Consider the following 20,529-nt stretch of genomic DNA (forward strand, 5'->3'; position numbering starts at 1 on the left):
GCCACCATGCTCGCACCCCAGGAACTGATGCTCTTTGCGCTCGCCGCGCTGCTGCTCGTGCTCACGCCCGGGCCCAACATGGTCTATTGCATCTCGCGCAGCCTCACGCAGGGCCCACGCGCCGGCCTGCTCTCGCTGGCCGGGGTGCTGGCGGGCTTTGGCGTTCATTTGCTCGCGGCGTCGCTCGGCCTCACGGCCCTGCTGGCCGCCGTGCCCATGGCCTTCGACGCGATCCGCATCGCGGGCGCCGCCTACCTGCTGTGGCTGGCCTGGCAGGCCGTGAAACCCGGCGGCTCGGCGCCGTTCGAGGCGCGCGACCTGCCGCACGACGGGCCACGCAAGCTGTTCCTCATGGGCTTCATGACCAATTTGCTCAACCCCAAGGTGGCCATGTTCTACCTGTCGTTCTTCCCGCAGTTCCTGCATCCCGAGCGCGGCCAGTGGCTGCTGCAGAGCCTGACCCTGGGCGCGGTGCAGATCAGCATCAGCGGGCTGGTCAACGCGTTGCTGGTGCTGTTCGCGGCGCGCGTGGCGCTGTTCATGAACCGCAGCCAGGCCTGGATGCGCGCCCAGCGCTATGTGATGGGCACGGTACTCGGCCTGCTGGCCGTGCGCCTGCTGACCGAAAAGAGGCCTGCCGCATGAGCGCCCTGCCGACCACTCCCCTGCCCTGGCTGCCGGGCCTGGCCGACATCGAGGCCGCGGCCGAGGTCGTGTACTGCGACTTTGCGCCCACGCCGCAGTACCGCTGGGGCCTGCTCAGCGAGCGCCTGGGCACGGACTGCTGGCTCAAGCACGAGAACCACACGCCCGTGGGTGCCTTCAAGATCCGCGGCGGGCTCACCTATTTCGACCAGCTCGCCAAGCGCGGTGCGTTGCCGCGCGAGGTGGTCAGCGCCACGCGCGGCAACCATGGCCAAAGCATGGGCTGGGCCGCCCGGCGCCACGGCGTGGCCTGCACCATCGTCGTGCCCCGCGGCAACTCGGTCGAGAAGAACGCCGCCATGCGCGCCCTGGGCGTCACGCTGATCGAGCATGGCAGCGACTTCCAGGAGGCGCGCGAGCACGCCATGCAACTGGCCGCCGAGCGCGGCGCGCACATGGTGCCCAGCTTCCACGCCGACCTGCTGCGCGGCGTGAGCACCTACTGGTGGGAGTTCCTGCGTGCGGTGCCGCAGCTCGACGTGGTCTATGTGCCCATCGGCCAGGGATCGGGCGCGTGCTCGGCCATTGCGGCCAAGCTGGCGCTGGGGCACGGCGTGCGCATCGTCGGGGTGGTGAGTGCCCATGCCACCACCTATGCCGATTCCCTGGCGGCGGGCCGCGTGGTCGAGGCACCCGTGAGCACCGAACTGGCCGACGGCATGGCCTGCCGCGTGGCCGATGCAGATGCGCTGGCCGTTTTGGCACCGCACATCGACCACATCGTGCAGGTGACGGATGCCGAAGTGGCCGCCGCCATGCATGCGATCTACACCGATACGCACAACGTGGCCGAGGGCGCGGGGGCCGCCGCCCTGGCCGCTGCGCTGCAGGAGCGCGACCGCCTGCGCGGCCTTGCGGTGGGCCTGGCGCTCACGGGCGGCAATGTCGACGCGCCGGTGTTCAGCCGCGTTCTGGCGGGCTGAGCGGGCGGCGGAGCCTGTCCCCGAGGCTACTGGCTGCGTGGTTCCGGTCGCTTGGGCGACAAACGTCCAGGCCCGCCCCTGCCCACAATCCGGCGCATGGGAACCCTTTACCTCGTGCGCCACGGCCAGGCCTCGTTTGGCGCAGACGACTACGACCAGCTGAGCGCGCGCGGACGCGAACAGGCGGTGCGCCTGGGCGAATTCTGGCGCGAGCGCGGCCAGGCCTTCGATGCCGTGATCACCGGCACCTTGCGCCGCCATACGCAGACGCTGGAAGGCATTGCCGAGGGCCTGCAGGTCACCCCCGAGGTGCTGCAGATGCCCGGCCTCAACGAGTACGATAGCCATGCGCTGATCACCGCCATCCACCCCCAGCCGCTGCCCAAGCCGGATACGCCCGAGCTGTACCGCCACCACTTTCGCCTGCTGTGCGATGCACTCGCGCAGTGGATGGCGGGGGTCATCAGCCCGCAGGGCATGCCGACGTGGAACGAGTTCAGCGCCGGCGTGCGCGCCGCGCTCGACCATGTGCGCCAGCACCACACCGGCCAGAACGTGCTGCTGGTGAGCAGCGGCGGCCCCATCTCCACCGCCGTGGGCCAGGTGCTGGGCACCGCGCCCGAGGTGACGATTGCACTGAACATGCGCATCCGCAACAGTGCGGTGACGGAGTTCAGCATCAGCCCCAAGCGGCTCATGCTGCAGACCTTCAACACCCTGCCGCACTTGAACGAAGCGCCGCACCTGGACTGGATCACCCACGCCTGACCGGCGGCAGGCCAGCGGGCTCGCCTACAGATCGAGTGCGAGAAAGCGGGTTCCCGGAACCGGGTTGAAGCTCACGGGTTCCGCAGGCACAAACCCCAGCGATTCGTACAACCTTTGTGCCGCGACGAATTCCGCCAGCACATCCAGGCACATGCGCCGATAGCCGGACTCTTTTGCGGCGTGCAGCATCTGCTCGACCAACTGCCGACCCAGGTCCATCCCCCGGGCTGCGGGCCGCACGTACACGCGCTTGAGTTCACAGGCGCTTGCATCGACCCGCCGAAGGGCGGCGCACCCCACCACTTGGCCCTCGATGACGGCCAGAAAAATGCAGCCGTCGGGCTCGGCATACTTTCCCGGCAGTTGTGCGAACTCCTGCTCGTAGTCCTGAAAATCGAGATTGGCCACCGGGCTTTTGACGTACTCGCGAAAAATCGCGATGACTTCAGGAAGATCGCCGGGGAACGTGGCAGGTCTGATCATGGTCATTCAATGAACGCAAAAGGCCGTGCAAAGCGTGGCCACCGCCCTCAACAATCGGGCTGGTCACGCAAGGTGCTCAGCGGCAATGCCGCCATTTCCTGCAGCAGTGCCACGAGTTGGGTGGCCGCCGCCTCCACCACGGTACGGCCTTTGTCGGCGCTGGCGGCTGCGGCATTGCCCACGGCACCGGCCGGGTGGTAGTCCTGCATCTGCCAGCCAAGCTTGGCGCTCTTGCCGTTGCCCAGGATGGCGTACTGCTCCGAGCGGTCCTGCGAGGTGGAACGGAAGTCCTGCGCATGCGCCATGTGCACCGTGGCTGGGGCCAGGTGCAGCATCATCGAGGTCTCGATCTCGCCCGCGTGGATGCCGAAGCGGTGCTCCTGCGCACTGAACTGGCCGGCCACCGCTTCGGGCAGGGGCAGGCTGAACCAACTGGCGCTGTAGACCAGCAGGTCGCAACGCGTGCGCAGCTCGCGCGCCACGATGTCCATCACGCTGACCTGGCCGCCATGGCCGTTGAACAGCAGCAGTTTCTTCACACCCGCGCGTGCGACGCACTCACCAAGCTCGGTCCACAGCGCGATGATGGTGGCAGGCGACAGCGTGAGCGTGCCGGGGTAGCGGATGTGCTCGGGGCTCAGGCCCACGTTCTGCGGCGGCAAAAAGAGCACCGGCAGCTCGGCCGGCAGCAGCGGCAGCGCCGCGTCGATCACGCCCTGCAGCAAGGTGGCATCGACCGACAGCGGCAGGTGCGGCCCATGCTGCTCGATGGCCGCCACCGGCAGCACGGCGACAGTTTGCGCGGCCAGGCCCGAGGCCTTGCGCTGCGCGAAGTCGCGCGTGCCGAGATCGGCCCACCATCGCGGTGGCGTGGCGGCGGGTGGGGAAGGGGAAGGCACCGGTGGCTGGGTCATGCCGCCATGGTAGCGGCCTTAGCCGAGAACGATCTCGTCCTGGTGGTTGGCGATGTGGAAGGTGTGGGCCCGCGCAAAGCTGGTTTTGTCCAGCGCGCCATACGCAAAGTGCGGGCGCAGTGCCCCCGCATGGGCATTGAAGCGCGCGATCGCCGCCCGCAGGCGCTGGGCTGCGGGCTTCCAGTCGCCCGACATGGTGAGCGCTGGCGCCGCGGGAATGGGCTCGGCCAGGCCATGCGACATGCGCCCGCGCCAGCCGAAGAAGCTGAACGCCGCAGCCCCCAGCGTGCGCTGGAAAAGGGCGCTGTTCTCTTTGGGAAATCCGTCCATGCTCATCTCGATGCTTTGAGAGAGATGCTCCAGCACCGCCACCAGCGGCCAGGCACCATGGGTACGGGCCTGGGGCGCTGCCTCCATCCGGTCGAGCCAGCGCAGCGCGCCGGACAGGTCGGCGACCTTGGGCACGTCGGCCCAGCCCAGCAAAGGAACCAGGACCAGAGGAGCGGCGATCAGGGCGGTGCGGCGTTTCATGCACCGCATGGTAGCGCCCTGCAAGCACACTCCACAGCCGCTACCATCCGGGAATGACCCACGATCTGTTCCGAGAAGACGGCTACCTGCGCGAATGCAGCGCCCACATCACCGCCATCACCGACGCCGGCATCGTACTCGACCGCACGGTGTTCTACCCCCTGGGTGGCGGCCAGGCCGGCGACAGCGGCCACCTGCTGCTGGCCGACGGCACGGCCATCGCCATAGCCGACACGCGCAAGGGCAAGGACGCCGAAGGCCAGCCCACCGCCGACATCGTGCATGTGCCCGCCCCGGGCCAGGAAGCGCAGCTGGCCGCGCTCACCACCGGCACGCCCGTGACGGCCTGCATCGACTGGGAACGCCGGCATCGCCTGATGCGCCTGCACACCACCACCCACCTGCTGTGCCACCTGGTGCCGCAGCTGGTCAACGGCTGCTCCATCACGCCCGAGTACGCGCGCCTGGATTTCTCCATGACCGACCCGCTCGACAAGGAGGTGCTGACCGCCGGCATCGCCGCCCTGGTGGCCGCAGGCCATCCGCTCACCGTGGCATCGATCAGCGACGAGGAACTCGACGCCAACCCGGCCCTGGTCAAGAGCATGAGCGTGCAACCGCCGCGCGGTTCGGGGCGCATCCGCACCATCCGCATCGGCGGCGAGAGCGGCGCCCCGCTGATCGACCTGCAGCCCTGCGGCGGCACGCACGTGGCCAATACCGCAGAGATCGGCGCCATCGTGGTCACCAAGATCGAGAAGAAGAGCGCCACCACACGCCGCGTGGTGCTGGGCTTCGCCGCCTGAACGTCAACAAACCTCAACCATACCGCTGGATACACCGCGCAGCCCCGCGCGGTGGTACCTTGGGCGGCCTGCCGCCCGTTCGCGGCATGGCCCCCTGACCGCTCGACGTTTTCCGCTGCCTCCATGCCTCTTCCCAAGCGCCTTTCCCTGACCCGCCCCTCCCTGGCAGCCCTGCGCCAGCACCGCTGGGCGCGCCGTGCCGCCATGGCCCTGGCGGCCTTGCTGGCCCTGTGGCTGCTGACCTGGCTGGCCGTGCCCCCCCTGCTCAAGGGGCCGCTGCAGCGTGCGGCCAGCGAACAACTGGGCCGGGCCGTCACGGTGGGCGCCATCGATTTCAAGCCCTGGTCGCTGGAGCTCACGCTGCGCGACATCGCGGTGGCGGGCGCCGCAGGCAGTGACAGGCCCCAGCTCACCATCGCCCGCATGCATGTGGATGGCGAGCTGCAATCGCTGCTGCGCCTGGCGCCCGTGGTGGACGAGTTCACCGTGGAGTCGCCCGTGCTGCACATCGCCCACCTGGGCGAGGGCCGCTACGACGTGGACGACATCATCGCCAAGATCACGGCACCGCCCGCCGAACCCAAGCCCGACACGGGCCCGGCCCGCCTGGCGCTGTACAACCTGGCGCTCATCGGCGGCAGCATCGACTATGACGACCGCAGCGTGGGCAAAAAGCACAGCCTGCGCGACCTGGCGCTCAAGGTGCCCTTCATCAGCACCCTGCCCTCGCAGCGCGAGGTGAAGGTGGAGCCGCACCTGGCCTTTGTGCTCAACGGCAGCCGCTTCGACTCCTCGGCCCAGGGCACGCCGTTTGCCCAGACCGGCAAGACCGACGCCAGCGTGCGCTGGGACGGCGTGGACCTGGCACCCTACCTGGCCTACCTGCCCGCCAGCCTGCCCGTGAAAGTGCAGGGCGCCACGCTGGACGTGGACCTGAAGGTGGCCTTCGAGCAGGCACCGAAGATGGCCGTGAAGCTCACCGGCAGCGTGCAGGCGCGCGGCGTGCGCCTGGCGGACCGCCAGGGGCAGGACCTGCTGAGCTATGAGCGCCTGAAGATCGATCTGGCCGACGTGCGCCCGCTCGACCAGGTGGTGCGCCTGTCGCAGGTGGAGCTCACGGCCCCGGTGCTCAACGCCACGCGCAATGCGGCGGGCCAGATCAACCTGGCGCAACTGGCGCCGGAGAGCCCGCCCGCTGCGGCGGCACCTGCCGCCAGCGCTGCCAGCACCGCGTCTCGCCCAGCCTCGGCCGCTGCGGGCAAGCCCGCGGCCGCCAGGCCCTGGGCGGTGGAGATCGCCCACACCCTGGTGCGCGGCGGCACGCTGCGCTGGGGCGACCAGACCACCCGCCCCGCCGCCGCACTGGAGGCGCGCGAGTTCACGCTCGACGCCAGGGACCTGGCCCTGCCGTGGGCCCACCCCGTGAGCTTTGAGGGCGGCTTCAAGCTGCAGGATGGCAGCCTGGGATTCAAGGGCGAGGCCACGGACCAGAAGGCGCAGGTGGAGGCGAACGTGACCGCACTGGCACTGCAGGTGGCCGCACCCTACCTCGCGCAGGCGCTGGAGCCGGCCGTGTCGGGCCAGCTCACCGGCGACATCGGCGTGCAGTGGGCAGCGCCCGATGCATCGTCCGTGAAGCCCGGTGCTGCGGCGCCCACGGGCATCACCCTCACCGCCGGCGCGCTCGCACTGGAGCAACTGGCCCTGCGCGAGGGCAAGACCGTGCTGGCCAGCCTGGGCCGGCTGGAAGTCAAGGGCGTGCAGGTGCCATTGGACACCCGCACCGCCACGCTGGAGAGCCTGGCCTTGACCCAGCCCAAGGCCACGGTGGACCGCAGCGCGGACGGGCGCTGGATGTTCGAGCGCTGGATGAAGGCGCCGGCCACCACGCCCCCTGTACAAGAAAATGCCCCAGCACCGAACGCCCCCACCGCTGCACCGTGGGTGCTGCGCGTGGCGGATTTCAGCCTGCAGGGCGGTGCCATTGCGCTGGCCGACAACGCCCAGGCCCGCCCCGTGGCGCTGGAGCTGTCGGCCCTGGGGATTGCGGCCAAAAACCTCGCGACCGACGGCAGCAAGCCCGAGGCGCTCAAGATTTCGGCCCAGGTGGCTGCGGGCAAAGGCACGCCCGGCAAGCTCGATTACCAGGGCACGCTAGCGCTGCAGCCGCTGGCCACGCAGGGCAGGCTCGAGGCCACGCGCCTGCCGCTGCACGCGCTCGACGGCTACCTGGCGAGCCAGTTGGCCATCGAGCTGCTGCGCGCCGACGTGGGATTCAAGGGCCAGGTGGCCTTTTCGCAGGGCGACAAGGGCGCCAGCCTGCGCCTGTCGGGCGATGCCGCCGTGGACGACCTGCAGGCCAACAGCACCTCGGCCTCCACCCCCAAGACCGAGGCCCAGGTGGGCGAGGAACTGCTGGCCTGGAAGAGCCTGAACCTGCGCGGCCTGGACTTGGCCACCGCCCCCGGCACGGCGCCGCGGCTCGAAGTGAAAGAGACCAGCCTGGCCGACTTCTTCGCGCGCATCACCATCAACGAAGCCGGCCGCATCAACCTGGGCGATATCGCCAAGACACCGGCCGAGGCCCAGGCGGCCAATGCCGCCAGCGCCGCCAAGTCGGTGCCACCCAGGGCGGGGCCTGCCGCATCCGCAGCGTCCGCCGCCGTGGCGGCAGCGCCTGCCGACCCGCTGGCACCGGTGGTGCAGTTCGGCCCGGTGAGCCTGGTCAACGGCAAGGTGCTGTTCTCGGACTTCTTCATCAAGCCCAACTACTCGGCCGACCTGTCGGAGCTCACGGGCAAGCTCAGCGCCTTTTCCACCGCGGCGCCCGGGGGCGAGCCGGTGCTGGCCGACCTGGAGTTGCGCGGCAAGGCCGAGGGCACGGCCTCGCTCGAGATTACGGGCAAGCTCAACCCGCTGGCCAAGCCGTTGGCGCTGGACATCGCGGGCAAGGTGCGCGACCTGGAGCTGCCGCCGCTCTCACCCTATGCCGTCAAGTACGCGGGGCATGGCATCGAGCGCGGCAAGCTCAGCGTGGACGTGGCCTACAAGGTGCTCCCGAGTGGCCAGCTCACGGCCAGCAACCGGCTGGTGCTCAACCAACTGACCTTTGGCGAACCCGTGGCCGGCGCGCCCAACAGCCTGCCCGTGAAGCTGGCCGTGGCGCTGCTGGCCGACCGCAATGGCGTGATTGACCTGGACCTGCCGCTCAGCGGCTCGCTCAACGACCCCGAGTTCCGCGTGGGCCCGGTGATCTGGAAGATCATCGTCAACCTGATCGGCAAGGCCCTGATCTCGCCCTTCAGCCTGCTGGCCAGCGCCCTGGGCGGCGGCGACGAACTGGGCAGCGTGCCTTTCGCCCCCGGCAGCGCCAGCCTGACCCCCGAGGCCCAGCAGAACCTCGCCAAGGTGGTCAAGGCGCTGACCGACCGGCCCAACCTGCGCATCACCGTGACCGGCCAGGCCAGCCTGCAGGCCGAGCGCGAGGGCCTGCAGCGCGAGCACCTGCAGCAACTGGTGCTGGCCGAAAAGCGCCGCGCCAGCCCGGCCGACACCGCAGCGGTGCAGGCCGCCGAGTACCCCGCGCTGCTCAAGGAGGTGTACCGCCGCGCCGACATCCCCAAGCCGCGCAACCTGGTGGGTCTGGCGCGCGAGCTGACCCCGGCCGAAATGGAAGCCCTGCTGCTGGCCCACCAGCCCGCCACCGAGGCCATGGCGCAGGAGCTGGCCACCCAGCGGGGCCAGGCAGTGCGCAGCTATCTGATGGCGCAGAAGCTGCCGGTGGAACGGCTCTTTCTGGCGGCGCCGCGCGCGGGAACCCAGCCCGAGAAATGGTCTCCCCAGGCGCAACTGACCCTGGCAACACAATAAGGGGGCCTACTCCCCGCCCAGGAACCAAACGGTCTTCTGGGCGCTCACACCTTGCAACATGCCCCAACGCCCGCTGCCCCTTTTTGCCAAAGCTGTTCTTTTCATAGCATTCCTGCTCGCCGGGGCCGGCGCCTGGGCCCAATTGGCATCCAAGGCCGGGGGTGCCACCGGTGCGGTGGTGACCACGCCGCACGTGCGTGCCGAATTGATCGCCCATGCGCCGCAGGGGATCGAACCGGGCCAGCCGCTGTGGTTGGGCCTGCAGATCACGCACCAGCCCGAGTGGCACACCTACTGGAAGAACCCCGGCGACTCGGGCCTGCCCATCGAGATGGCCTGGACCCTGCCGGCCGGGCTGGATGCGGGCGAGATCGCCTGGCCCCTGCCCAGGAAGATCCCCATCGGCACCCTGGCCAACTACGGCTACGAGGGCACGGTGCTGCTGCCCGTGCCGGTCACCGTGGCCAGCACCTTCGCGCCCAAGGCGCTGTCGAACGATGCCACGGTGCGCCTGCACGCCACCTGGCTGGTGTGTCGCAAGGAATGCATCCCTGAAGAGGGCGACTTCACGCTGACCATCCCCGCACGCAGCACCACGGCCATGCATGGTGCGGCTTTCGATGCCGCCCTGGCGGCCCAGCCCCGCCCGGTGATGGGCAGCGTGCAGGGCGTGCGGCCCGACAGCAATGCCCGCATCGAAGGCAACACGCTGCAGCTGAGCGTGCAGGGCCTGCCCGTGGAACTGCGCGGCAAGACGCTGGAGCTGTTCCCAGAGACGCCCGAGGTCATCGAGAACGCCGCCGCCTGGACCCAGGCCTGGAAGGGCGCCGTCTGGACCGCCGAGGTGCCTCTGTCGGCCCAGCGCAGCAACAGCCCTGACCCGATGCCCGTGGTGCTGGCCGCCGATGGCCAGGGCTACCGGGCCGAGCTCAAGGTGCTGGGCGCCTGGCCCACGGTGGCCGCAGCGGCCACCGTGTCGCCCGCGCTGGAGGCAGCGCTCAAGGCCAATGCGGCAGGTGTCCCCGCTTCCACCTCGTCGGCCCCGCCGCTCACGCTGCTGGCGGCACTGCTGGGCGCATTGCTCGGCGGGCTGATCCTGAACCTCATGCCCTGCGTCTTCCCGGTGCTGGCCATCAAGGTCGTGGGCTTTGCCCAGCATGCCCAGGACCGGCGCGCGCACCGGCTCAGCGGCATCGCCTACACGGCCGGCGTGGTGCTGTCCTTCGTGGCGCTCGGCGCGCTGATGCTGGGCCTGCGCGCGGCGGGCGAGGCCATCGGCTGGGGCTTTCAGCTGCAGTCGCCGGCCGTGGTGGCGGGGCTGGCGGCCCTGTTCACGCTGATCGCGCTGAACCTGGCCGGGGTGTTCGAGTTCGGGCATTTCCTGCCCTCCTCGGTGGCCAGCCTGCAGGCGCGCCACCCGGTGGCCGACTCCTTCCTCACGGGTGTGCTCGCGGTGGCTGTGGCTTCGCCATGCACCGCCCCGTTCATGGGCGCCTCGCTGGGCCTCACGGCCACGCTGCCGGGCCCACAGGCGCTGGCCGTGTTCGCGGCGCTGGGCCTGGGCCTGGCCCTGCCTTACCTGGCCGCCGCCTTCGTGCCCGCCGTGGCGCGCGCGCTGCCGCGCCCTGGCGCGTGGATGGACACGCTGCGCAAATTCATGGCCTTCCCCATGCTGGCCACCGTGGTCTGGCTGGTGTGGGTGCTGGGCCAGCAAAGCGGCATCGATGGCGCCGGCGCGCTGCTGATCCTGCTGGTGGCCCTCGGGATGGTGGCCTGGGCGCTGTCGCTCGCGGGCACCGCGCGCCGCTTCATGGCACCGGTCTCCGTCCTGGCGCTGGCGCTGCTGGCATGGACCTTCGCTCCGCACGTCACCAACGTGGCTGCTGCACCGTCAGCGCAGGCATCCACGGGCAACGCCACCCAGCAGTGGCAGGCATGGACCCCGGGCGCCGCCGAGCAGCTCGTCGCCAGCGGTCGGCCGGTGTTCGTGGACTTCACGGCCGCCTGGTGCGTCACCTGCCAGTACAACAAGAAGACCACCCTGGCCGACGCCGGCGTGCAGGCCGACTTCACCGCCAAGAACGTGGCCCTGCTGCGCGCCGACTGGACGCGCCGCGACCCAGCCATCACCGCCGCCCTGGCCCAGCTGGGCCGCAGCGGCGTGCCGGTGTATGTGCTGCATGCCCCCGGCAAGGCGCCCGTGGTGTTCTCCGAGATCCTGGGCGAAGCGGAACTGCGCGCCGCGGTGGCTGCGCTGTAAGACCAGCCGGTCGGCAGGGGCTCCGCCTGGAAATCCGGGGCTGCATCACCCATACTGCCCCACCACCGTCCCTCACCTGGAGATCTTTCATCCATGCTGCTTCGACGTACCCTCTTCGCCCTGCCCCTGATGCTGGCCGCCGCCGGTGCACAGGCCGCCGCCACCGTGGGCCAGCCGGCCCCCGACATTACCCTGAAGGACACCACGGGCAAGACCGTGCGCCTGTCGGACTTCAAGGGCAAGCATGTGGTGCTCGAATGGACCAACCCCGGCTGCCCCTTCGTGCGCAAGCACTACGACAGCGGCAACATGCCCGCGACGCAGAAGGACGCTGCCAGCAAGAACGTGGTGTGGCTCGCGGTCAACTCCACCGAGAAGGCCAGCGGCGATTACCTGGAGCCCCCCAAGCTCACCAGTTGGCTCAAGGAGCGCCAGTCGGTGCCCACCGCCATCCTCATGGACGAGGAAGGCACGGCCGGCCGTGCCTATGGCGCGCGCACCACGCCGCACATGTACATCGTGAACCCGCAGGGCCAGTTGATCTATGCGGGCGGCATCGACAGCATCGCCTCGGCCAAGGCCGACGACATCCCGCGCGCCACCAACTACGTGAAGACCGGGCTGGCGGAAGCACTGGCGGGCAAGCCGCTCACCGCGCCCACTACGCGGCCCTATGGCTGCAGCATCAAATACAAAGATCCTGCCTGACAAGCGGCGCCTCTACACTGGTGGCATGAGCACCATCAGCGAACTGCGCCACATCCTGGGAACCTGCCGCACCATCGCGGTCGTGGGCCTGTCGCCGCAATGGCACCGGCCCAGCTTCTTTGCGGCCAAGTACATGCAGGCCCACGGCTACCGCATCGTGCCGGTGAACCCCATGGCGAGCGAGATCCTGGGCGAGCGTTGCTACCCCAGCGTCACGGCGGCGGCGGCCGACCACCGAATCGACATGGTGGACTGCTTTCGCAAGAGCGAGGACATCCCGCCACTGGCCGAGGAAGCCATTGCCATCGGCGCGCAGTGCCTGTGGCTGCAACTCGGTGTCGTGAACGAGGACGCGGCGGCGCAGACCCGTGCAGCGGGCCTGGCGGTGGTGATGGACCGCTGCGTGAAGATCGAGCATGCGCGCCTGTTCGGCGGGCTCAACTGGGCGGGCGTCAACACGCGCGTGATCTCGGCCAAGCGCCCGCAGCAACTGCCTTACTGAACAGAAGAACAAAGAGAGACATCCGCCCATGGAAAAGGACAGAGACTACGGCTTCGGCACGCGCGCCATCCACGCAGGTGCCATCCCCGACCCGGTGACCGGCGCGCGCGCCACGCCCATCCACCAGACGACGAGCTTCGTCTTCGACAGCGCCGAGCACGCCAGCAGCCTGTTCAACCTGCAAACCTTCGGCAATGTCTACAGCCGCATCAGCAACCCCACGGTGGCGGTGTTCGAGGAGCGCATCGCCAGCCTGGAGAACGGCCGCGCGGCGCTGGCCTGCGCCAGCGGCATGGCCGCGCAGATGGCAGCGTTGCTGGCCATCCTCAAGACGGGCGACCACATCGTGGCGGCCAGCACCCTGTACGGCGGCACGGTGGGGCAACTCGGCGTGGGATTTGCGCGCCTGGGCATCGAGACCACCTTCGTGGACCCGGCAGACCCCGAGAACTTCGCGCGCGCCATGCGCCCCAACACCCGCGCCGTCTACGGTGAGACCATCGGCAACCCGCTGGTCAATGTGCTCGACATCGCGGCCGTGGCCGGGGTGGCGCACGCGCACGGCGTGCCGCTGGTGATCGACAACACGGTGGCCAGCCCCTACCTGTGCAACCCGCTGGCCTTTGGCGCCGACATCGTGGTGCACAGCGCCACCAAGTACATCGGCGGCCATGGCACCACCATGGGCGGCGTGGTGGTCGAGGGTGGCAAGTTCCCCTGGGACAACGGCAAGTTTCCCGAGATGGTGGAGCCCAGCCGCGCCTACCATGGCGTGAAGTTCTACGAGACCTTCGGCGACTTCGGCTACACCATGAAGGCGCGCATGGAGATCAACCGCACCTTCGGCGGCGTGCTCTCGCCCATGAACGCCTGGCAGCTGCTGCAGGGCGCCGAAACGCTGCACCTGCGCATGCGCGAGCACTGCCGCAACACGCTGGCGGTGGCGAAGTTCCTGCAGGGCCATACCAAGGTGGCCTGGGTCAACTACCCGGGCCTGGCCGACTCGCCGTACCACGCCCTGGCGCAAAAGCAGTTCCGCGCGGTGGACGGCACGCCGGGCGCGTCGGGCATCCTGACCTTCGGCGTGAAGGGAGGCGCGGCGGCGGGCGAGAAGTTCATCGACGCCTGCGAGTTCCTGAGCCACCTGGCCAACATAGGCGATGCCAAGACGCTGGTGATCCACCCGGCATCGACCACGCACCGGCAGCTCAATGACGAAGAACTGGCCCGCGCCGGCGTGAGCGCGGACATGGTGCGGCTGTCGGTGGGCATCGAAGACCTGGACGACATCCTCTGGGATATCGACCAGGCGCTGGCGAAAACCTAGGAATTCCTGCCCACTGTCGCGCCCAAGCGCTGCGACAGGCTGCGCGCCGTGTCTCGCAGGTGGCCGGCCGCCGCGCTGTCCGGGCCAGTGCGCAGCGTGGCACTGGGCCCGATCACGGCCAGACACAGAACAAGTTGGCCAAACCCGTCGAAGACCGGCGTGGCCAGCGCGCTGATGCCGGGCAGCAACTGGTCGGTGACCTCGGCCACCTGGTGGGTGCGCACGGCGTCCAGCTCCGCGGCAAAGGCCGGGTCATCGAGCGCCCCGGCATGGCCATCAGCGGCCAAGGCGGCTGCGGTGCGCTCGCGCGGGCCGAAGGCCGCGAACACCTTGCCCGTGGCGGTGTGCCGCACCGAGGCCGTGGTGCCATGGCGCATGGCCACGTAGACGGCAGTCGGCCCTTCTTCGACGCGGATGATGGTGGGCCCGCTGTCACCCCAGACAGATGCCGACACCGTGTAGCCGATGCGCTGCGCCAAGGCCGGCAGCTCGGCAATCGCCAGCCGCACCGGGTCGACCTGCTGCAGGCTGATCAAGCCCAGTTGCATGGCCAGCGGCCCCAGGCCATAGTGGCCGCTCACGGCGTCCTGCTCGATGAGGCCCAGCTTGCCGAAACTCACGAGGTAGGGGTGGGCCTTGGCGGGCGTCATGTCGGCCGCGCGCGCCAGGTCCTTGAGGGCCATGCGGCGGCCGGTGCGGGCCAGCACCTTGAGCAATTGCCCGCCCACCTCCACGCTCTGGATGCCGCGCGGCGCGCGCGGGCTGTCTTCGTCGTCGGCGGGGATCAGGTCGCGGGAGAGGTCTTCCATGGCGCCATTGTCTCCCGAGCCTGCCTGCATCCGGGTTTCCACTTAAACAAATGAATTAGACATTAACGAATTTATTGCCTATGATCAAAACATTCCGTTTAGATGAATTCATTCCACTAAACCAAATCAACCGGTAAACGCCCATGACCACCAAGACCTTCGCCTCCGCCGCCGACCTGGAAGTCAAGCAGGTCAGCTTCGACAAGCTGTCCGAGCATGCCTACGCCTACACCGCCGAGGGCGACCCCAACACCGGCATCATCATTGGCGACGACGCCGTGATGGTCATCGACACCCAGGCCACCCCCGTCATGGCCCAGGACGTGATCCGCCGCATCCGCGAAGTGACGGACAAGCCCATCAAGTACGTGCTGCTGTCGCACTACCACGCGGTGCGCGTGCTGGGCGCCAGCGCCTACGGGGCCGAGCACATCATCGCCAGCGAGGACACGCGCGATTTGATCGTCGAGCGCGGCCAGTTCGACAAGGACAGCGAGATCGGCCGCTTCCCGCGCCTGTTCCAGAACGTGGAAAGCGTGCCCGAAGGCCTGACCTGGCCGACCATGACCTTCAACAAGAAGATGACCCTGTGGCTCGGAAAGCTCGAAGTGCAGATCCTGCAGCTGGGCCGCGGCCACACCAAGGGCGACACGGTGGCCTGGCTGCCGGCGGAAAAGATCCTGTTCTCGGGCGACCTGGTGGAGTTCGATGCCACGCCGTATGCGGGCGATGCCTACTTCCAGGACTGGCCGCAGACCCTGGACAACCTGGCGGCCCTCAAGCCCGAGAAGCTGGTGCCCGGACGCGGCGCGGCGCTGCAGACGCCCGAGCAGGTGCAGGCCGGCCTGGCCGGCACGCGCGCCTTCATCAGTGACCTGTACGAGAGCGTCAAGGCCAGCGCCGCCCAAGGCGAAGACCTGCGCAAAGTCTACGAAGCCACCTTCGCCAAACTGCAGCCCAAGTACGGCCACTGGGTGATCTTCAACCACTGCATGCCGTTCGACGTGACGCGGGCCTATGACGAAGCCACGCAGTACCCGGACCCGCGCATCTGGACGGCCGAGCGGGACATCCAGATGTGGAAATCACTCGAAGGCTGAGTCGCCACGGAGGAGACAAGCATGACAACAACAGCGTCCGCACCACCCGCCTTCGACGGCACCGGCGCCCAGGTACAGGCCATCGAATTCGCCTACCAGCGCTCCCCCGACCAGGATACCCCGGCACCCGTGCAACACCCCGTCGTGGTGGTGGGAGCCGGGCCCGTGGGCCTGTCCCTGGCCATCGACCTGGCCCAGCGCGGCCAGCGGGTGGTGGTGCTGGACAACGACTGCAAACTGTCCACCGGCTCGCGTGCCATCTGCTTTGCCAAGCGCACGCTGGAAATCTGGGACCGCCTGGGTGTGGGCCAGCGCATGGTGGACAAGGGCGTGTCGTGGAACGTGGGCAAGGTGTTCTTCCACGATGCGCCGCTGTACGAGTTCAATCTGCTGCCCGAGGACGGCCATGAGCGCCCGGCCTTCATCAACCTGCAGCAGTACTACGCCGAGGCCTACCTCGTCGAGCGGGCGCTGCAGTTGCCCAACATCGAGCTGCGCTGGCACAACAAGGTGGCCGGCATTGCGCCGCACGATGGCGGCGCGCTGCTCACCATCGCGACCCCCGAAGGCGACTACCGTATCGACGCCCAATGGGTCGCTGCCTGCGATGGCTCGCGCTCGCCGTTGCGCCAGATGATGGGCCTGGAGAGCAAGGGTCGCACCTTTCAGGACCGCTTTTTGATCGCCGACGTGAAGATGGCCAGCAGCGCCGACTTTCCGACAGAACGCTGGTTCTGGTTCGACCCGCCCTTTCACCCCAACCAGAGCGTGCTGCTGCACAGCCAGCCCGACAATGTCTGGCGCATTGACTTCCAGCTGGGCTGGAACGCCGACCCCGAGGAGGAAAAGAAGCCCGAGAACATCCTGCCGCGCGTGCGCGCGCTGCTGGGCCCCGATGCGCAGTTCGAGCTCGAATGGGCCAGCGTCTACACCTTTGCCTGCCTGCGCATGGACCGCTTCGTGCATGGCCGCGTGGTGTTTGCCGGCGACAGCGCGCACGGCGTGTCGCCCTTTGGCGCACGCGGTGCCAACAGCGGCGTGCAGGACGCCGAGAACCTGGCCTGGAAGCTCGACTGGGTGCTGCGCGGCCGGGCCGGCGAGGAGCTGCTGGCCAGCTACGGCCCCGAACGCGAGTACGCGGCCGACGAGAACATTGCCAACTCGACCCGCGCCACCGACTTCATCACGCCCAAGAGCGAGATCAGCCGCCTGTTCCGCGATGCCGCGCTGGAACTGGCGCGCGAGCACCCGTTTGCGCGCCGCATCGTCAACAGCGGGCGCCTGTCGGTGCCGGCCACATTGCACGGCTCACAGCTCAACACGCCCGACACGGACACCTTTGCCGGCACCCAGGTGCCGGGCGCCGTGCTGCTCGACGCGCCCGTGCTGCACCGTGGCCAGAACGCCTGGCTGCTGCGCACGCTGGGGCCGGACTTCACCCTGCTGGTGTTCGGCACCGCACCGGCCTGGGCGACGACCCTGCCCCAGGTGAAACTGCTGCAGGTGGGCCCCGACCTGCAGGACACCCGGGGCCTGCTGGCCCGGCGCCTGGACGCCCAGCCCGGCACCGCCTACCTGGTGCGGCCCGACCAGCATGTGTGCGCGCGCTGGCGCAGCCTGAGCGAAGGCGCCGTGCGCGCCGCGCTGGCCACCGCGACGGCCAGCCAGCAGCCTGCCGCAGTCGCCACTGCCGACCTCGCAACCGCCTGACGAAGGAGCCCTGAGCATGCTCGATACCCAGCCCCACCTGCAGGCCTGCGACGATTTCTACGAGGCCCTTATCAACGCCCACCAGGGCCTCACGCCGCCCGAGAGCCACGCGATGAACGCCCGCCTCATCCTGCTGCTGGCCAACCACATTGGCGACCAGGCCACGCTGCTGCATGCGCTGAAGCTGGCACGCGGCAGCACGGCGCCCATAAGCGCTGCGGACATGGCGCCCGTGACTCCAGTCGCCCCTGTACACGCTGCGGCCTGACGCCACCCACAACCGCCCACCCACCATTCAGCCACCGCGCAAGCCCTGCAAAGACAGGGCCTGCGGCGCCGCTGTGCCCGACCCACGCCATCCATCCTTTGACCACCGGAGACAAACCACCATGCTGCGCAAACACTTCCTCGCCACCCTCGCGGGCCTGGCGCTCACGCCCCTCGCCCTGCCCCTGCATGCGCAGGACCACAGCAAGCCCCTGGAATGGGTGGTCGGCTATGCGGCCGGCGGCGGCTCGGACATCGTGGCCCGCACCATCGCCGAGTCCATGGGTGCCAGCCTGGGCCGCCCCGTCATCATCAACAACAAGCCCGGCGCGGGCACCAACATCGCGGCCGACTATGCGGCGCGCCACAAGGATTTCGGCAACCTGATCTTCTCGGCCGACTTCGCCACGCTGGCGGCCAACCCTTTCCTGTTCAGCAAGCTGAGCTACAACGCCGAGAAGGACTTCCAGCCCGTGGGACTGCTGGTACGTTTTCCGATGTTCCTGGTGGTTTCGAACAACGTTCCCGCCAAGAACCTCAAGGAGTTCATGGCCTGGGCCAAGGGCAACGCCGATGGTGTGAACTGGGCGTCGGCCGGCCCCGGCAGCCCGCACCACCTGGTGGGCGAGCTGTTCCGCGAGCAGAGCGGGCTCAAGCTCACCCATGTACCCTACCGCGGCGCGGCGCCGGCCATCCAGGACGTGATCGGCGGCCAGGTGCCCGCGATGTGGATCGACAGCGCCACGGTCTACCCCTTCCTCGCTGCGAACAAGGTGCGCGCCATCGGCGTGGCCAGCCCGCAGCGCGTGGCGACCATGCCCGACGTACCCACCATCCAGGAGCAGGGGCTGCAGGGATTCGAGGGCTATGCATGGCAAGGGCTGGTGGCCCCCACGGGCACCTCGGCCGAGGCCGTGGCCCAGTTCAGCAAGGCGCTGCAGACCGCGCTGGCCGACACGCGCACCCGCGCGCGCCTGCAGGCCCTGGGCGTGGAGCCCCTGCCCGGCACACCGGCCCAGATGGGCAGCTATGCGCGCGCGGAGCGCGAAAAGTGGGGCCGCGTGATCACCAAGGTAGGCGTCAAGCTCGATTGAACCGCCGGCTCACTGCGGGCTGCGCAGGGCCCGCGCACGCTGCAGGCGGCGCCCGCGCTGCAGGACGGGCGCGAGCCAAAGGGCCTGCACCACCGCATAGCCCAGCACGGCGAAGACCAGGCCCAGCACCGGCAGGCCGACCAGCAGCGGTGTGCCCAGGGCCTGCATCCATTCGGCCAGCGCCTGCACGCTGAAGGCGCCGGCCGGGCCGTCCGCGTTGAAGGCCGGCAGCGACTGCTCGCCGGGCAGCACCAGCGAGCCCAGCTGGAAGGCCAGCACATACAGGGGCACGGTGGTCAGCGGGTTGGTATAGAAGGTGGTGACGCCGCCGGCCACCACGTTGCCGCGCAGCCAGGCACAGGCGCCGACCGCCCCCACCAGCTGCAGCGGGCCGGGAATGAGCCCGCAGAACAGGCCGGCGGCCACCCCGCGCGCCAGCGGCTCGCGCTGGAAGCGGAACAGCGCACGCTGCTCCATCCAGGGCACGGCACGGGCCAGTGCCGTGCGCGCCAGCTGGTCACGCACGCTCGGCTCCAGGTGGCGCAGCTTGCGGCGCAGGGTGCTCAGCATCCGCATGGGCGAGCCATCACCAGCTGAGGGCCGCTGCGGTGGCCAGGCCCCACAGCGTTGCCAGGGCCGTGAGCAGGCCCACGTCGCGCCGCTCGTTGCCCAGGCGCCAGGCCATCAGGGCCGTGCCCGCCAGGGCCACCAGCAGGGTGAGCATCACCGATTCGATCATGTCCATGGCAAGTCTCCTTCAGGGCTTGGGGGGCTGGGCAGCAGGCGGGCTGCCGGCCGAGCTGCGCAGCGACAGGACGATGGAGCCGGCGATCAGGCCTGCCGTGACCAGCAGAGCGTAGCCGATCGGGATCTTCACCAGGTCGATGAGCAGCATCTTGCTGCCGATGAACACCAGCACCAGGGCCAGGCCATAGGCCAGCAGGTGGAAGCGGTCGGCCAGGTCGGCGAGCAGGAAGTACAGCGCGCGCAGGCCCAGGATGGCGAAGATGTTGGCCGTGAGCACGATGAACGGGTCATTGGTGATCGCGAAGATGGCCGGAATGCTGTCCACCGCGAAGATGATGTCCGTGGTGCCGATCAGGATGAGCACAACGAACAGAGGCGTGTAGTGCTTGACGCCGTTGATGGTGGTGGTCAGCTTCTCGCCGTCGAACACATCGGCGATGCGGATGCGCTTGCGCAAGAAGCGCAGCACCGGGTTGGTCGCGATGTCGGGCTCCTGGCCGGCCGCGAACCACATCTTGGCACCCGTGAACACCAGGAAGGCACCGAACACGTAGAGCAGCCAGTGGAAAGACGCCAGCAGCCAGGCGCCTGCCAGGATCAGCAAGGTGCGCAGCACGATGGCGCCGATGATGCCGATGATCAGCGCGCGCTTCTGGTGCTGGGCCGGTACCGCGAAGTAGCTGAACAGCATCAGGAACACGAAGATGTTGTCGATGGACAGGCTTTTTTCCACCAGGTAGCCGGTGATGAACTGCATCGAGACGGTGTTGGCCACCTCGCGGCCCTGGCTGCCGTCCAGGTACCACCACAGGCCGGCCACGAACACGAAGGCCAGCGAGAACCACAGGGCGCTCCATTTCAGGGCTTCTTTGGTGGTGACCTTGTGCGCGCCCTGGCGCTCCATGACCAACAGGTCGATGCCGATGGCCACCACCACAAAGACGGCAAAGCCCGCCCACATCCACCAGGTTCCAATGGTTTCCATGATGTCTTGTTCCTTCGCGC

General features: G+C 68.9%; 20 protein-coding genes. 13 read left to right on the plus strand and 7 right to left on the minus strand.

Going from position 1 to position 20,529, the window contains the following annotated elements; all coding sequences use genetic code 11:
• Positions 1–6 precede the first annotated feature (6 nt).
• The 3 genes from AC0IZS_RS05430 to AC0IZS_RS05440 all read left to right on the plus strand — a co-directional run bounded on the left by AC0IZS_RS05430 (position 7) and on the right by AC0IZS_RS05440 (position 2,396).
• The gene (locus AC0IZS_RS05430) at positions 7–645 is read left to right on the plus strand and encodes a LysE family translocator (protein WP_471634701.1); all 639 of its coding nucleotides are present in this window, start codon (positions 7–9) and stop codon (positions 643–645) included.
• Complete coding sequence (locus tag AC0IZS_RS05435) at positions 642–1,628, plus strand: threonine dehydratase (RefSeq protein ID WP_471634702.1); 987 nt, start codon at positions 642–644, stop codon at positions 1,626–1,628. The genes AC0IZS_RS05430 and AC0IZS_RS05435 overlap by 4 nt, the downstream gene beginning before the upstream one ends.
• Before the next feature lie 96 nt (positions 1,629–1,724).
• The gene (locus AC0IZS_RS05440) at positions 1,725–2,396 is read left to right on the plus strand and encodes a histidine phosphatase family protein (protein WP_471634703.1); all 672 of its coding nucleotides are present in this window, start codon (positions 1,725–1,727) and stop codon (positions 2,394–2,396) included.
• A gap of 24 nt (positions 2,397–2,420) precedes the next feature.
• Here the strand turns inward: AC0IZS_RS05440 and AC0IZS_RS05445 are convergent, their stop codons facing one another.
• Genes AC0IZS_RS05445 through AC0IZS_RS05455 form a run of 3 tightly spaced genes read right to left on the minus strand, consistent with a single transcriptional unit; the run spans position 2,421 to position 4,324 of the window.
• Positions 2,421–2,885 (minus strand): GNAT family N-acetyltransferase, encoded by a 465-nt coding sequence (locus tag AC0IZS_RS05445; RefSeq protein WP_471634704.1) that lies wholly within the window; start codon positions 2,883–2,885, stop codon positions 2,421–2,423.
• Positions 2,886–2,926: 41 nt separating this feature from the next.
• Positions 2,927–3,793: a creatininase family protein gene (locus AC0IZS_RS05450; RefSeq protein WP_471634705.1), complete on the minus strand. Its 867-nt coding sequence runs from the start codon at positions 3,791–3,793 to the stop codon at positions 2,927–2,929.
• Positions 3,794–3,811: 18 nt separating this feature from the next.
• Complete coding sequence (locus AC0IZS_RS05455) at positions 3,812–4,324, minus strand: DUF1569 domain-containing protein (RefSeq protein WP_471634706.1); 513 nt, start codon at positions 4,322–4,324, stop codon at positions 3,812–3,814.
• Between the two features lie 53 nt (positions 4,325–4,377).
• On the opposite strand from AC0IZS_RS05455, the gene AC0IZS_RS05460 reads away from it, so the two are divergent.
• The 6 genes from AC0IZS_RS05460 to AC0IZS_RS05485 all read left to right on the plus strand — a co-directional run bounded on the left by AC0IZS_RS05460 (position 4,378) and on the right by AC0IZS_RS05485 (position 13,797).
• Positions 4,378–5,130, plus strand: coding sequence for an alanyl-tRNA editing protein (locus tag AC0IZS_RS05460; RefSeq protein WP_471634707.1), 753 nt, complete (start codon positions 4,378–4,380; stop codon positions 5,128–5,130).
• 123 nt (positions 5,131–5,253) lie between these two features.
• A complete protein-coding gene (locus AC0IZS_RS05465) occupies positions 5,254–9,000 on the plus strand; it encodes a DUF748 domain-containing protein (protein WP_471634708.1) in 3,747 nt (1,248 codons plus the stop codon).
• Positions 9,001–9,058: 58 nt separating this feature from the next.
• Positions 9,059–11,260 (plus strand): protein-disulfide reductase DsbD family protein, encoded by a 2,202-nt coding sequence (locus tag AC0IZS_RS05470; RefSeq protein WP_471634709.1) that lies wholly within the window; start codon positions 9,059–9,061, stop codon positions 11,258–11,260.
• A gap of 93 nt (positions 11,261–11,353) precedes the next feature.
• Positions 11,354–11,968, plus strand: a complete 615-nt coding sequence (locus tag AC0IZS_RS05475) for a thioredoxin family protein (protein WP_471634710.1) — start codon at positions 11,354–11,356, stop codon at positions 11,966–11,968.
• A 25-nt stretch (positions 11,969–11,993) separates the two neighbouring features.
• The gene (locus tag AC0IZS_RS05480; RefSeq protein ID WP_471634711.1) at positions 11,994–12,470 is read left to right on the plus strand and encodes a CoA-binding protein; all 477 of its coding nucleotides are present in this window, start codon (positions 11,994–11,996) and stop codon (positions 12,468–12,470) included.
• A gap of 28 nt (positions 12,471–12,498) precedes the next feature.
• The gene (locus AC0IZS_RS05485; RefSeq protein ID WP_471634712.1) at positions 12,499–13,797 is read left to right on the plus strand and encodes an O-acetylhomoserine aminocarboxypropyltransferase/cysteine synthase family protein; all 1,299 of its coding nucleotides are present in this window, start codon (positions 12,499–12,501) and stop codon (positions 13,795–13,797) included.
• On the opposite strand, the gene AC0IZS_RS05490 is transcribed toward AC0IZS_RS05485, so the two are convergent.
• Positions 13,794–14,606: an IclR family transcriptional regulator gene (locus tag AC0IZS_RS05490; protein WP_471634713.1), complete on the minus strand. Its 813-nt coding sequence runs from the start codon at positions 14,604–14,606 to the stop codon at positions 13,794–13,796. The genes AC0IZS_RS05485 and AC0IZS_RS05490 overlap by 4 nt on opposite strands.
• A 143-nt stretch (positions 14,607–14,749) precedes the next feature.
• Here AC0IZS_RS05490 and AC0IZS_RS05495 point away from each other — a divergent pair, with 143 nt between their 5' ends.
• The 4 genes from AC0IZS_RS05495 to AC0IZS_RS05510 all read left to right on the plus strand — a co-directional run bounded on the left by AC0IZS_RS05495 (position 14,750) and on the right by AC0IZS_RS05510 (position 18,777).
• The gene (locus AC0IZS_RS05495; protein ID WP_471634714.1) at positions 14,750–15,706 is read left to right on the plus strand and encodes an MBL fold metallo-hydrolase; all 957 of its coding nucleotides are present in this window, start codon (positions 14,750–14,752) and stop codon (positions 15,704–15,706) included.
• A 21-nt stretch (positions 15,707–15,727) separates the two neighbouring features.
• Positions 15,728–17,416, plus strand: coding sequence for an FAD-dependent oxidoreductase (locus tag AC0IZS_RS05500; protein WP_471634715.1), 1,689 nt, complete (start codon positions 15,728–15,730; stop codon positions 17,414–17,416).
• A 16-nt stretch (positions 17,417–17,432) separates the two neighbouring features.
• Positions 17,433–17,684, plus strand: a complete 252-nt coding sequence (locus tag AC0IZS_RS05505; protein WP_471634716.1) for a DUF2783 domain-containing protein — start codon at positions 17,433–17,435, stop codon at positions 17,682–17,684.
• A gap of 121 nt (positions 17,685–17,805) precedes the next feature.
• Complete coding sequence (locus AC0IZS_RS05510) at positions 17,806–18,777, plus strand: Bug family tripartite tricarboxylate transporter substrate binding protein (protein WP_471634717.1); 972 nt, start codon at positions 17,806–17,808, stop codon at positions 18,775–18,777.
• Between the two features lie 9 nt (positions 18,778–18,786).
• Here the strand turns inward: AC0IZS_RS05510 and AC0IZS_RS05515 are convergent, their stop codons facing one another.
• The 3 genes from AC0IZS_RS05515 to AC0IZS_RS05525 are packed head-to-tail and all read right to left on the minus strand — an operon-like array spanning position 18,787 to position 20,509.
• The gene (locus AC0IZS_RS05515; RefSeq protein WP_471634718.1) at positions 18,787–19,353 is read right to left on the minus strand and encodes a DUF2062 domain-containing protein; all 567 of its coding nucleotides are present in this window, start codon (positions 19,351–19,353) and stop codon (positions 18,787–18,789) included.
• A 10-nt stretch (positions 19,354–19,363) separates the two neighbouring features.
• Complete coding sequence (locus tag AC0IZS_RS05520) at positions 19,364–19,522, minus strand: hypothetical protein (RefSeq protein WP_471634719.1); 159 nt, start codon at positions 19,520–19,522, stop codon at positions 19,364–19,366.
• A 12-nt stretch (positions 19,523–19,534) separates the two neighbouring features.
• Positions 19,535–20,509: a TerC family protein gene (locus tag AC0IZS_RS05525; protein ID WP_471634720.1), complete on the minus strand. Its 975-nt coding sequence runs from the start codon at positions 20,507–20,509 to the stop codon at positions 19,535–19,537.
• Positions 20,510–20,529: the final 20 nt, after the last annotated feature.

This window comes from Acidovorax sp. AC410 (genome assembly GCF_979253235.1).

What these genes read in the sequence shown, in the direction of transcription:
- AC0IZS_RS05500 (WP_471634715.1), top strand. Translation starts at nt 15,728, where the DNA reads ATGACAACAACAGCGTCCGCACCACCCGCCTTCGACGGCACCGGCGCC.
- AC0IZS_RS05430 (WP_471634701.1), top strand. Translation starts at nt 7, where the DNA reads ATGCTCGCACCCCAGGAACTGATGCTCTTTGCGCTCGCCGCGCTGCTG.
- AC0IZS_RS05470 (WP_471634709.1), top strand. Translation starts at nt 9,059, where the DNA reads ATGCCCCAACGCCCGCTGCCCCTTTTTGCCAAAGCTGTTCTTTTCATA.
- AC0IZS_RS05480 (WP_471634711.1), top strand. Translation starts at nt 11,994, where the DNA reads ATGAGCACCATCAGCGAACTGCGCCACATCCTGGGAACCTGCCGCACC.
- AC0IZS_RS05525 (WP_471634720.1), bottom strand. Translation starts at nt 20,509, where the DNA reads ATGGAAACCATTGGAACCTGGTGGATGTGGGCGGGCTTTGCCGTCTTT.
- AC0IZS_RS05465 (WP_471634708.1), top strand. Translation starts at nt 5,254, where the DNA reads ATGCCTCTTCCCAAGCGCCTTTCCCTGACCCGCCCCTCCCTGGCAGCC.
- AC0IZS_RS05490 (WP_471634713.1), bottom strand. Translation starts at nt 14,606, where the DNA reads ATGGAAGACCTCTCCCGCGACCTGATCCCCGCCGACGACGAAGACAGC.
- AC0IZS_RS05455 (WP_471634706.1), bottom strand. Translation starts at nt 4,324, where the DNA reads ATGAAACGCCGCACCGCCCTGATCGCCGCTCCTCTGGTCCTGGTTCCT.
- AC0IZS_RS05515 (WP_471634718.1), bottom strand. Translation starts at nt 19,353, where the DNA reads ATGCGGATGCTGAGCACCCTGCGCCGCAAGCTGCGCCACCTGGAGCCG.
- AC0IZS_RS05510 (WP_471634717.1), top strand. Translation starts at nt 17,806, where the DNA reads ATGCTGCGCAAACACTTCCTCGCCACCCTCGCGGGCCTGGCGCTCACG.
- AC0IZS_RS05450 (WP_471634705.1), bottom strand. Translation starts at nt 3,793, where the DNA reads ATGACCCAGCCACCGGTGCCTTCCCCTTCCCCACCCGCCGCCACGCCA.
- AC0IZS_RS05445 (WP_471634704.1), bottom strand. Translation starts at nt 2,885, where the DNA reads ATGACCATGATCAGACCTGCCACGTTCCCCGGCGATCTTCCTGAAGTC.
- AC0IZS_RS05440 (WP_471634703.1), top strand. Translation starts at nt 1,725, where the DNA reads ATGGGAACCCTTTACCTCGTGCGCCACGGCCAGGCCTCGTTTGGCGCA.
- AC0IZS_RS05520 (WP_471634719.1), bottom strand. Translation starts at nt 19,522, where the DNA reads ATGGACATGATCGAATCGGTGATGCTCACCCTGCTGGTGGCCCTGGCG.
- AC0IZS_RS05495 (WP_471634714.1), top strand. Translation starts at nt 14,750, where the DNA reads ATGACCACCAAGACCTTCGCCTCCGCCGCCGACCTGGAAGTCAAGCAG.
- AC0IZS_RS05460 (WP_471634707.1), top strand. Translation starts at nt 4,378, where the DNA reads ATGACCCACGATCTGTTCCGAGAAGACGGCTACCTGCGCGAATGCAGC.
- AC0IZS_RS05485 (WP_471634712.1), top strand. Translation starts at nt 12,499, where the DNA reads ATGGAAAAGGACAGAGACTACGGCTTCGGCACGCGCGCCATCCACGCA.
- AC0IZS_RS05475 (WP_471634710.1), top strand. Translation starts at nt 11,354, where the DNA reads ATGCTGCTTCGACGTACCCTCTTCGCCCTGCCCCTGATGCTGGCCGCC.
- AC0IZS_RS05435 (WP_471634702.1), top strand. Translation starts at nt 642, where the DNA reads ATGAGCGCCCTGCCGACCACTCCCCTGCCCTGGCTGCCGGGCCTGGCC.
- AC0IZS_RS05505 (WP_471634716.1), top strand. Translation starts at nt 17,433, where the DNA reads ATGCTCGATACCCAGCCCCACCTGCAGGCCTGCGACGATTTCTACGAG.